This window comes from Palleronia pontilimi, assembly GCF_016412875.1.
Lineage (GTDB): Bacteria > Pseudomonadota > Alphaproteobacteria > Rhodobacterales > Rhodobacteraceae > Palleronia > Palleronia pontilimi.
In genome coordinates, this window is sequence record NZ_JAEKPD010000009.1 from 206,999 (window position 1) to 218,005 (window position 11,007).

Below are 11,007 nucleotides of genomic sequence, written 5' to 3' on the forward strand. Positions count from 1 at the left end.
GATCCGCGCCGCTGGGGGACGTGGTCTGCCCCGCGGCGGGGTCTCGTGCGCCGGATCGCGAGGCGTCACGACATTCGGCGCGATCCCGCGTGTTCGTCCCCGGCCTCAAAGTCCGATTGGCGGCCCGCATCGCCATCGCTGTCGTCTTCGTCCATCAGGATCCGCGCCGCGTCGCCTTCCAGATCCTCGTATTGCCCGTGGCGCAGGGTCCAGATGCAGGCCGCCAGGCCCAGCCCGCCCAGCAGGATGGAAACGGGGATGAGCACCACCAGGATGTTCATCGCCGCACCGCGTTCAGAACGACGCTGACCGACGACAGCGACATCGCCAGCGCCGCGGCCAGGGGCGTCGCGAAGCCCGCGATGGCCACGGGGATGGCGACCGCGTTGTAAGCCGCGGCCAGGCCCAGGTTCTGCCGGATGCGCCGCAGCGCGCGGCGCGCGGCCCGCAGGCTACGGGGCACGCTCGCCAGATCCGCGGTCAGGATCACCGCGTCCGACGCAACCCGCGCGGCATCGAGCGCCGAGGCCGGGGCCATCGAGACATGCGCGCCCGCCAGCGCCGCGGCGTCGTTCAACCCGTCGCCGACCATCAGGACCCGTCTGCCCGCCCGGGCCAGGTCCGAGACCAGCGCCGCCTTGCCCTCGGGCCGCATTCCGGCATGGACATGGGCGATGCCCAGGCGGTCGGCCAGTCTGCGGGCCGCGTCGGGGCGGTCGCCGGTGACCATGCGGACCTCGTACCCGTCGGAATGCAGCGCGGCGACCATCCGGGCCGCACCCGGGCGCAAGCGCTCGGTCATCGGCAGGGCGATCCTGCGGTCCGGCAGGGACAGTGTCGTGCCCTGCGCACCGCGGCCCAGAGACACTCGCGCACCGTGCCAGATGCCGTGGACGCCGTCGCCGGGCACCTCGCGCAGGTCGGTCACCGGGGCGGGACGCCGCTGAGCCAGTGCGGCGGCGATCGCGCGGGCGACCGGGTGATCCGATCCGCGGGCCAGCGTCAGCGCGACGCCCGCCGCGTCGTCGTCCAGGTCCGGCAGCCGCGGCGTGCCCTGGGTCAGCGTGCCGGTCTTGTCCAGCAGGACGCAATCGACCTCGGCCAGCCGTTCCAGCGCGGTGGCCGATTTCAGCAGGATGCCCGCGCGGAACAGCCGACCGGTGACGCTGGCCGTGACCGCGGGCACGGCAAGGCCCAGCGCGCAGGGACAGGTGATGATCAGCACGGCGGTGGCGATGCCGATGGCCAGGTGCGCGTCGCCCGAGGCCATGAGCCAGCCCGCGAATGTCAGCGCGGCCAGCCCGTGCACCAGCGGCGCGTAAAGCCGCGCGGCACGGTCGGCGATGCCGGAACAGCGGTGCCGCCCCGTCTCGGCCACCTCGACCAGCGCAGCCAGGCGGCGCAGGGTACTGTCTTCGGCCCGCGCGGTGGCTTGCATCACCAGGGGCGCGCCAAGGATCACCTCGCCCGCCGAGATCGCGGCCCGCGTCGCGACCGGCACCGGCAGGGCCTCGCCCGTCAGGGCCGAGCGGTCGACCAGCGCCGGTCCTTCGGCGATGCCATCCACCGGCGCGCGCGCTCCGGCCGAAAGGGCGATCCGCATGCCGAGCCGCAGGTCGGACACGGCGACCGAGCGGCGCGCACCGCCGTCGATCAGCGTCGCGCGGGGCAGTTCCAGCGCCGTCAGCTCGGCGGCGGCCGAGCGCGCGGCGGCGCGGGCGCGGTGGTCCAGGTAGCGGCCCGCCAGCAGGAAAAAGGTCAGCGACAGCGCGGCGTCGAACCAGGTGTCGGCCCCGGCTTCGTAGATCGTCTCGTAGAGCGAACTGCCTGCCGCCAGCGCGATGGCCAGCGCGATGGGCACGTCCATGTTGACCCGCCCACCCCGGATCGCGCCCCAGCCCGAGGCGAAGAACGGTTGCGCGGCGAAGGCCAGCGCGGGCAGCGCGATGGCGGCGGATATCCAGTGGAACAGCGCCTCGGTCGCTGCCGTGGCCCCGGACCAGACGGCGACCGACAGCGCCATGACGTTCATCATGGCAAAGCCCGCCACCGCGATGCGCGCCAGCAGCAGGCGACCGGGATCGTCGCTGTCGCTCAGCGCGTCCGCGTCCAGCTCATGGGCCTCGTATCCGGCCCGATCCAACGCGGCCAGTGCGGGGGCGGCGCCCGCGCCGGGGGACGTGACCACCCGGACGCGGCGACGGCTGAGGTTCACGCGGGCGGCCCGCACACCCGGTGTGGCGCCCAACAGCGTCTCGACCCCGGTGATGCAGGCCGCGCAGTGGATGCCCGGCAGCGAGAGATGGACCACGTCACCCGCCCCATCGCGGGCCGTGTCGCGCATGCCCGGCGCGGCGACGCAGCCCGGGCAGGAGACCACCGCGCTCATCTTGCGATCCGCAGGGGGATGCGGCGGCGGAAGAGCGCGCCGTCGGCGGCTTCCAGCACGACGCGCAGGTTCCAGTTGCCCGGCGCCAGATCGGCGGGCGCGGACAGCGCGCTGCCGTCCCACGCGAAGGCGGGCGTGCGATCCTGCGCCACCGTCGTCGCGCGGCCCAGCGTGGCCTCGACGATCCGGGGGTGCACGGGGCGGCCGGACGCGTCGACGATGGCCAGCCGCAGCAGGGCGCCATCGTGGGCCAGGGACACCGTCCAGCCCAGCGCGTCCTGCGCGGCGCGGTCGGCGTCGAAGGTTTGCGACGCGACATAGGCGCTTTCGGTCTCCAACCCCGGAAAGGTGCGCACGGCGTTGACCGCCAGCGCCAGGTTCACGGCGATGATGATGCCGAAGCCGCCCGCGAACATGGCAAGCACGTGCCACCCTGTCAGCGTCGGCCCGGCATGGGGATCGGATGGGGTCATTGCGGATCTCCGGTTCCGTTGAAGATGGTCTGGCGCGTGGCGCCCTCGCCCGACAGCGGCTCGTCCACGCGGATCTCGATGGCGGTGCGCTCAGAACGGGCGGCCGACGATCCCGGCGCGGCGGTGACGTAGACGCGCTGCAGGCGGGTCGCGTCGGGGGGCACGGTGACGGTGCGGGCCTCCTGCCCTTCCAGCAGCACCGAAAGCCCGTCGGCGCCCGCCGCCGAGATCTGGAACTCGCGCGCGTCGCCGTGCTTGTTGCGCAGGCGCACGTCGTAGGTGTTGCGGATCGTGCCGTCGGACAGCGTGACGTAGGTGGGATTTCGCACGGGCGACACGGTCAGCTCGATCTCGGGGCGGATGAACAGCGCCACCAGCAGCGCCAGCCCGAAGGCGGCCCAGGCGATGGTGTAAAGGATCGTGCGGCGGCGCAGGACGTGCCGCCAGGCGGGGGTGGGCTGCCAGTCGGTGCTGGACGGCGTGATGAAGGGCGTGTCGGCGGCCAGCGGCGCGGTCGCGACGGCGCCGCCGGTGGCCAGCGCCGTGAACTCGGCATCGACCAGCGTGAGGTCGGGGCGGCTGCGCGCGGTGGCCAGAGGCACGCCGGTCTCTGCCCCCCGCCCGTCGCCCGCAACGGTCGCGAAGGGGCGCACCGGCGCGTGTTCGCCCGGCGCGACCGGGGGCCGATCGTCGAGCGCCAGGTAGTCGATCAGCCCGCGCGGGCGGCCGATCTTTTCCATCACCTCGTCGCAGGCGTCGATGCAGAGCGCGCAGGTGATGCATTCCATCTGCTGGCCCTCGCGGATGTCGATCCCCATGGGGCAGACATTCACGCAGGCCATGCAGTCGATGCAGTCGCCCAGCCTCTGACCCGTGCGCGACAGGCGGGGGCGGCGGTGTCCTTCACCGCCGCGCCGTAGCGCGCGGTGGCGCCTTGCGCGTCGATTTGGTCGGCCACGGCGGCGCGGCGGGCGTTGCCCTTGCCGCGCGGCTCGCCCCGCCAGTCGCGGTAGCCCACGGTCAGCGTGCCCTCGTCCATCATCGCGCCCTGGATCCGCGGCCAGGGGCACATATAGATGCAGACCTGTTCGCGCAGGAAGCCGCCCAGCGTGAAGGTCGTCGCGGTCAGGATCGCGATGGTGGCATAGGCCACGGTCGGTGCCTGCAGCGTCACGAGTTGGCCCAGCAACGTCGGCGCGTCGGCGAAGTAGAAGACCCACGCGCCCCCGGTCAGAAGCGCGATCACCAGCCAGGCCGTCCACTTGGTCAGGCGCAGCCGCCACTTGCGCGCGTCCCACGGTGCCTTCCACAGGCGGACGCGGGCGTTGCGGTCGCCTTCGATCCAGCGCTCGACCAGCAGGAACAGGTCGGTCCAGACGGTTTGCGGGCAGGTATAGCCGCACCAGACCCGGCCCAGCGCCGAGGTGAACAGGAACAGCCCCAGACCCGCCATGATCAGGAGGCCCGCGACGAAATAGAACTCGTGCGGCCAGATCTCGATCCAGAAGAAATAGAAGCGGCGGTTGGCAAGATCCACCAGCACGGCCTGGTCGGGCAGGCTCGGGCCCCGGTCCCAGCGGATCCACGGCACCAGGTAGTAGATCGCCAGCGTGACGCCCATGATCCCCCATTTCAGCCTGCGGAAGAAGCCCGTCACCCGGCGGGGGAAGATCGGCTCTTGCGCGGCGAAAAGGGGAGCGTCGGACATGGGGGCTTTCCGTGGAACGGGATGGGGCTGCGGACCTGATGGCAGAGCGGCGCGCGCGGGGCCTTGACGTGGATCAAGATATGCGACCGCCGCGCCCCGGACGGGCGCGACGGTCGGGGGATCGGCCGCCACTCCGGTTCCCCGCGGCCGATCCCCGTCTCGGGACGCGCATCACTCGGGCGGCGGGGCGCCCGCGTCCTCCGTGCGCTGCGCAACCTCGCGCTCGCCGCCGCCCAGCCCGTGAACGTAGGCCGCGACGGCGCGCACCTCGGCTTCATCCAGCCGCCCGCCCCATGCGGGCATGACGCCGAAGCGCGACTGGCGGATGGTGTGCTCGACCGCTTCGGGCGAGCCGCCGTACAGCCAGATGGCGTCGGTCAGGTTGGGCGCGCCGATCTCGCGGTCGCCCATGCCGCCATCGCCGTGGCAGGACGCGCAATTGTCGGCGTAGAGCTGCGCGCCTTGCGCGTCGGTCTCGGCCAAGCCCGACAGGCTGCGCACATGGGCCACCAGCGCGGCGATCTCGGCATCTTCCAGCATGTCGCCGAAGGCGGGCATCTGCGACCAGCGCGCGTCGGGGTCGGTGTCGTTGCGGATGCCGTGGCGCACGGTATAGGCGATGTCGGTGATCTCGCCGCCCCAGAGCCAGGCGTCGTCCAGCAGGTTCGGATAGCCCGCCGCCTGCACGCCCGCCGCCCCCGCGCCGTGGCATTGCGAGCAATGGCTGGCGAAGACCGACGCGCCCGCCGACACGGCGAAGCGGTGCAGCGGCTCGTTCTGTTCCAGCGCCGCCAGGTCGATGGACACCAGGCTTTCGGTCAGCTCGGCATTGGCGTCGTTCACCGCGTCGATCTCGGCGGCGACCTCGGCGCGGGTGGAATAGCCCAGCACGCCTTGGGTGGCGCCCGAGACCAGCGGCCAGGCGGGATAGGCGATGGTGTAGAGGATCCCCCAGACCACGGTGGCGTAGAAGGTCCAGAGCCACCAGCGCGGCAGCGGCGTGTTCAGCTCTTGGATGCCGTCCCAGCTGTGGCCCGTGGTCTCGGTGCCGGTGGCTTCGTCGATCTGTTTGTCGTCAGCCATGATCGGCCCCTTTCAGGAAATCGGACGCGCCGCAGCGGCAGTCCGGGCAGGCGTTGGCACAGCCCGGCGCGGGGCGGTCGTCGTGCCGGAAGGGCACCGCCGCCGCGTCGTCGTGGAGCGGGCGCGAGCCGGGGCGAAATGCCCAGAAGATCACGCCCAGGAAGATCAGCGTCAGGATCAGCAGCACCCAGCTGTCGGCCAGTTCGCGCAGGAAGGAATATGTGTCCATCACGGGCTCCTCAGCGGCTGTCGTCGGGGGTGAAGGTCGAGAAATCGACCAGCGTGCCCAGCATCTGCAGGTAGGCGATCAGCGCATCCATTTCCGACACGCCGGGCTGGCCGTCGAAATTGCGCACCTGCGCGCCGGGATAGCGCTCGAGCAGCGCGTCGTAATCGCCGTCGGGATCGGTCTGGACGCGGAAGTCAGCGCGCGCCTCGGCCAGCATGTCGTCGCTATAGGGCACGCCCAGGAAGGCGTGCACGGCCATTTCCTCGCCGATATGCTCCCCGTCCAGCAGCCTGTCGGCCAGGAAGGCGTATTTCGGCATGACGCTTTCGGGCACCACCGATTGCGGGTCGTAAAGATGGTCCACGTGCCATTCGTCCGAATAGCGCCCGCCCACGCGCGCCAGGTCCGGCCCTGTGCGCTTCGAGCCCCATTGGAACGGGTGGTCGTACATCGACTCGGCTGCCAGCGAGTAATGGCCGTAGCGCTCGACCTCGTCGCGCATGGGGCGGATCATCTGGCTGTGGCAGACGTAGCAGCCTTCGCGGATGTAGATGTTGCGCCCTTCGAGCTCGAGCGGGGAATAGGGGCGCATGCCCGCCACGTCCTCGATCGTGTTTTCCAGCCAGAAGAGCGGCGCGATCTCGACGATGCCGCCCACCGTGACCACGGCGAAACTGGCGGCCAGCAGCAGCGTGGCGTTGCGTTCCAGCCGCTGGTGGAAGGTGATCTTCTGCGCGGGCTCGGCGGCATCGGTCGCGCGGGGATCTGTGGTGTCGGTCATGGTCTTACTCCGCGGGTTGGGCGATGGCGGCGGCCTGGGGCTGGCGGATGGTCATCCACATGTTCCAGACCATGATCAGCGCGCCGGTGAGGTAGAGAACGCCCCCCAGGCCGCGCACCACGTACATCGGGAACTTGGCGTCGACGGTGTCGGCGAAGGAATTGACCAGGAAGCCGTTCTGGTCGACCTCGCGCCACATCAGGCCTTCCATGATGCCCGTCACCCACATGGACGCGGCGTAGAGAACGATCCCCACGGTCGCGAGCCAGAAATGCACGTTGATCGCGGGGATCGAATACATCTCGCGGCGGCCCCAGAGCTTCGGCGTCAGGAAGTAGATCGCGGCGAAGGTGATCAGCCCGTTCCAGCCCAGCGCGCCGGAATGCACGTGGCCGATGGTCCAGTCGGTGTAGTGGCTCAGCGAGTTGACCGCGCGGATCGACATCATCGGGCCTTCGAAGGTGGACATGCCGTAGAAGGCCAGCGACGCCACCATCATGCGGATGATCGGGTCGGTGCGGATCTTGTCCCACGCACCCTGCAGCGTCATCAGGCCGTTGATCATGCCGCCCCAGCTGGGCATCCACAGCACGACCGAGAACACCATGCCCAGCGTCGACGCCCAGTCGGGCAGCGCGGTGTAGTGCAGGTGGTGCGGTCCGGCCCAGATATAGAGGAAGATCAGCGCCCAGAAGTGGATGATGCTCAGCTTGTAGCTGTAGATCGGTCGGCCCGCCTGCTTGGGGACGAAGTAATACATCATGCCCAGGAAGCCCGCCGTCAGGAAGAAGCCGACCGCGTTATGGGCGTACCACCACTGGGTCATCGCGTCCTGCACGCCCGAGAAGACCTGCACCGATTTCGAGCCCCAGATGCTGACCGGGATCGACAGGTTGTTGACCACGTGCAGCATGGCGACGGTGACGATGAAGGACAAAAGGAACCAGTTGGCGACGTAGATGTGCCGCTCGCGCCGTTTCAGGATCGTGCCCATGAAGACGGCGAGATAGACGACCCAGACCAGTGTCAGCCAGATGTCCACGTACCATTCCGGCTCGGCGTATTCCTTGGATTGGGTGGCGCCCAGCAGGTAGCCGGTGGCCGCCAGCACGATGAACAAATTGTAGCCCCAGAACACGAACCACGCGGCGTTCCCGCCCCAGAGCCGCGCGCCGCAGGTCCGCTGGACGATGTAGAACGAGCTGGCGATCAGCGCGTTGCCCCCGAAGGCGAAAATCACCGCCGACGTGTGCAGCGGCCGCAGCCGCCCGAAATTTGCGTAGGGTTGCGCCCAGTCCAGGTTCAGCACCGGGAAGGCCAATTGGAAGGCGATATAGGTGCCCACCAGGAACCCCGCGATGCCCCAGAAGGCGGTGGCGATGACGCCGTAGCGGACGGGGCCGTCCATGTAGCCTTCGGGCGTGGCGACGCGCGCGTCGGGGCCCGCGGGCTCTTCCATGTGGCGCAGGGTGTGGATCATCAAGCCCGCGGCCAGCGCCATGATCAGCAGCGCGTGGACCATGTACGCCAGGTCGCGCGCCCAGTTGGCCGCCAGGGCCGCGAAAAGCGCGATCGCCGCAAGGGCGATCAGTTTCAGATAGTCGGACATCTGCGGTCCCTTCCCGATCGTTCCGGGTTGGGACATGGCAGCCTGGCGCGCGCGCCGCCTTGATCCAGGTCAAGACGGGATCAGTCGATCAGGCGCCCGTCCTCGTCGTCGCCCGCCTCGATCAGCAGGGCCGACAGATCCGGGCAGGCGATGCCGCGCCGCCCTTCCAGCGCGATCAGCCCGGCCTTGCGCAGGCCGGTGATCTGGCGGCTGACGGTTTCGATCGTCAGGCCCAGATAGGTCGCCATCGCCTCGCGCGTCAGCGGCAGTTCGGCGCGCAGGGGATGGGTGTCGGTCGACGCGCGGCGCAGGATGTTGGCGAGCAGCGTCGCCACCTTTTCGCGCGCGGTCTTGCGGCCCAGCACCAGCATCCAGTCGCGCGCGGCGTCCAGCTCGTCCAGCGACATCTCGAGCAGGCGCTGGCCCACATGCGGCGTGTCGCGCAGCATCCGCTCGAACGCGTCGCGCTTGAACAGGCACAAGGTCAGGTCGGTGGCCGCGACCACCTCGTAGGCCGCGGCGGCGCGGCCCGGGCGGCCCACGAAATCCGACGGCATCAGCAGGCCCACCATCTGCATCCGCCCGTCTTCCATGGTGCGCGTCAGGGTGGCGCAGCCGGTCACGACCGAGCCCACGAAGGGCAGCGGCGCGCCTTCCATCACGATGGTCTCGCCCGCGTGCCAGCTGCGATAGGATTTCATCGCCGCCAGCCGGTCGATCTCGTCGCCTTCGCAGCTGGCGCAGACCGCGCGGTGGCGGATCGGGCACTGGATACAGGCTTCGGTCGCAAGGGACGGGTCGAACTGGCTCATATGGGTGTTGTCCCACCTCTTTTGACCTGCATCAAGGCAGAGCTGCGCGCGATCGCCACTCTGCCGTTGCATGACACATATTGATCCCGGCCCGGGTGCCGCAGCCCCGCCGCCGCGCGCGCCACGCTACACCAGCTATCCCCCGGCCACCCATTTCCACGATGGGGTCGGCCCGGACCGCGCACGGCACTGGCTGGGCCGGATCGCCCCCGGGACCCGCGTGTCGGTCTATGCCCACATCCCGTTCTGCCGCCGCCTTTGCTGGTTCTGCGCGTGCCGCACGCAAGGCACGCTCAGCGAAGCGCCGCTCGCCCCCTATATCGACGCGCTGGCGGCCGAGATCGACCTGGTCGCCGACGCCCTGCCCGGTGCGGTGGCAACGGCGCATCTGCACCTGGGCGGCGGCACACCCACCTTCCTGCCGCCCGCGCTTCTGGTGCGGCTGTTCGGCCTGCTCGACGCGCGGCTGCCGCGCATGCCGGATGCCGAGACGTCCGTCGAGGTGGATCCGACCGAACTGGACGCGGCGCGGCTGGATGCGCTTGCGGGGGCCCGCGTGACCCGGGCCAGCCTTGGCGTGCAGGATTTCGACCCGGCCGTCCAACGGGCGATCGGCCGACCCCAGAGCTTCGAGCGCACGCGCCAGGCCGTGGAAGGCCTGCGCGCGCGGGGCATCGACGCGATCAACCTGGACCTGCTTTACGGATTGCCGAAGCAGACCGCCGCCAGCCTGGAGCGCACGCTTGAGCTCGCGTTGTCGCTGCGACCCGACCGGTTGGCGATCTATGGATATGCGCATGTGCCCTGGGCGTCGAAGCGGCAGGTGATGATCCGGTCCGAGGATCTGCCCGACGCCACCGCGCGGCTGGACCTGTCCCGGCGCGCTGCCGCGCGGGCCCGCGCCGCGGGCTACCAGCCCGTCGGGATCGACCATTTCGCGCTGCCCGACGATCCGATGGCCCGCGCCGCGCGCGACGGCACCTTGCGGCGCAATTTCCAGGGCTACACCACCGACACCGCGCCCACGCTGATCGGGCTCGGGGCGTCGGCGATCTCGCGGCTGCCGGGCGGTTACGCGCAGAACGCCCCGCGCACCGCCGACTGGCGCGCGCGGGTGCTGCAGGGCCGTCTTGCCACCGTGCGGGGCCATGTGGCCACGCGCGACGACGCGGTGCGCGCCGCCGCCATCGAGCGGCTGCTGTGCGCGTTTCGCGTGGATCCCGGCGAGCTCGCCGACCCCGCGCTGATCGCCACGTTGACGGATCGGGCCGCGCGCGCCTGGCCGGACGCCGTCCTGCGCGACGCGACAGGCATTTTGACGATCCGGCCCGGCGCGCGTCACTTGGCGCGGCTTATCGCTATGGAATTCGACGCCTACGCCGTTTCGCCCGACCGCCACAGCGTCGCGGTCTGAGATTCCCTTGAACTCCCGGAAGGAGCATCGAATGATCCGATACATCGCCCTGAGCTTGCTTGTCGCGGCCTGCCAGACCACGCCCCGCGACGATATCGTGTCGTCGGGGCGCGTGCTTTACCAGGAAAATTGCGCCAGCTGCCACGGGATATCGGGGCGCGGCGACGGGCCGCTGGCCAGCAGCCTCAGCCGCCGTCCCACCGACCTGACGGCCTTCACGGATCTGGGCGAGCCGCTGTCCAGCGCGCAGATCATGGAAGTCGCCCATGGGGGCAACAGGGCAGGTCGCCCGGGCGAGCTGATGCCCGCCTTCGACGAGATCCTCGACGGCCCGCTGGTTCTGTTCGACAGCGGCGACGGCATCGCGACACCGACACCGCTGCCGCTGGTGCAGATCGCAGAATACGTGCGCACGCTCGGGGCGAACTAGGCCCGCCCCCGCACCGTCCGCGCCCGATCACGGATCGGGATAAGGCTTGCCTTAAGCAGTTTCGGTCACACTGGCCCGA

10 protein-coding genes and 1 pseudogene are annotated in these 11,007 nt (G+C 70.3%); 2 read left to right on the forward strand and 9 right to left on the reverse strand.

Translation table 11 applies throughout. The features are described from left to right. Positions 1-65 precede the first annotated feature (65 nt). The 9 genes and pseudogenes from ccoS to fnrL form a co-directional block, all read right to left on the reverse strand. A complete protein-coding gene (gene ccoS / locus ILP92_RS11275) occupies positions 66-281 on the reverse strand; it encodes a cbb3-type cytochrome oxidase assembly protein CcoS (RefSeq protein WP_198916498.1) in 216 nt (71 codons plus the stop codon). Further along, positions 278-2,389, reverse strand: a complete 2,112-nt coding sequence (locus tag ILP92_RS11280) for a heavy metal translocating P-type ATPase (protein WP_198916499.1) — start codon at positions 2,387-2,389, stop codon at positions 278-280. Before ILP92_RS11280 ends, ccoS begins: the two co-directional genes overlap by 4 nt. After that, entirely contained in the window at positions 2,386-2,862 is a 477-nt protein-coding gene (locus tag ILP92_RS11285; RefSeq protein WP_198916500.1) for a FixH family protein, read from the reverse strand. The genes ILP92_RS11280 and ILP92_RS11285 overlap by 4 nt, the downstream gene beginning before the upstream one ends. After that, a pseudogene (gene ccoG / locus ILP92_RS18935) lies at positions 2,859-4,570 on the reverse strand (cytochrome c oxidase accessory protein CcoG). Before ccoG ends, ILP92_RS11285 begins: the two are co-directional and overlap by 4 nt. Before the next feature lie 171 nt (positions 4,571-4,741). Next, positions 4,742-5,653 carry a cytochrome-c oxidase, cbb3-type subunit III gene (gene ccoP / locus ILP92_RS11295; RefSeq protein ID WP_198916501.1) on the reverse strand — a complete coding sequence of 304 codons (912 nt, stop codon included), beginning with the start codon at positions 5,651-5,653 and terminating at the stop codon, positions 4,742-4,744. Next, positions 5,646-5,882, reverse strand: coding sequence for a cbb3-type cytochrome c oxidase subunit 3 (locus ILP92_RS18525; protein ID WP_235971340.1), 237 nt, complete (start codon positions 5,880-5,882; stop codon positions 5,646-5,648). Before ILP92_RS18525 ends, ccoP begins: the two co-directional genes overlap by 8 nt. Positions 5,883-5,892: 10 nt before the next feature. Continuing rightward, a complete protein-coding gene (gene ccoO / locus ILP92_RS11305; protein ID WP_198916502.1) occupies positions 5,893-6,663 on the reverse strand; it encodes a cytochrome-c oxidase, cbb3-type subunit II in 771 nt (256 codons plus the stop codon). 4 nt (positions 6,664-6,667) lie between these two features. Next, on the reverse strand, positions 6,668-8,272 hold the full coding sequence (gene ccoN / locus ILP92_RS11310) for a cytochrome-c oxidase, cbb3-type subunit I (protein ID WP_198916503.1): 1,605 nt from the start codon (positions 8,270-8,272) through the stop codon (positions 6,668-6,670). Positions 8,273-8,352: 80 nt separating this feature from the next. Further along, positions 8,353-9,084, reverse strand: coding sequence for a transcriptional regulator FnrL (gene fnrL, locus ILP92_RS11315; protein ID WP_198916504.1), 732 nt, complete (start codon positions 9,082-9,084; stop codon positions 8,353-8,355). A gap of 70 nt (positions 9,085-9,154) precedes the next feature. Here fnrL and hemN point away from each other — a divergent pair, with 70 nt between their 5' ends. Next, entirely contained in the window at positions 9,155-10,498 is a 1,344-nt protein-coding gene (hemN, locus tag ILP92_RS11320; protein ID WP_198916505.1) for an oxygen-independent coproporphyrinogen III oxidase, read from the forward strand. A gap of 31 nt (positions 10,499-10,529) precedes the next feature. Continuing rightward, positions 10,530-10,928 carry a c-type cytochrome gene (locus ILP92_RS11325; RefSeq protein WP_198916506.1) on the forward strand — a complete coding sequence of 133 codons (399 nt, stop codon included), beginning with the start codon at positions 10,530-10,532 and terminating at the stop codon, positions 10,926-10,928. The last annotated feature ends 79 nt before the right edge of the window (positions 10,929-11,007 follow it).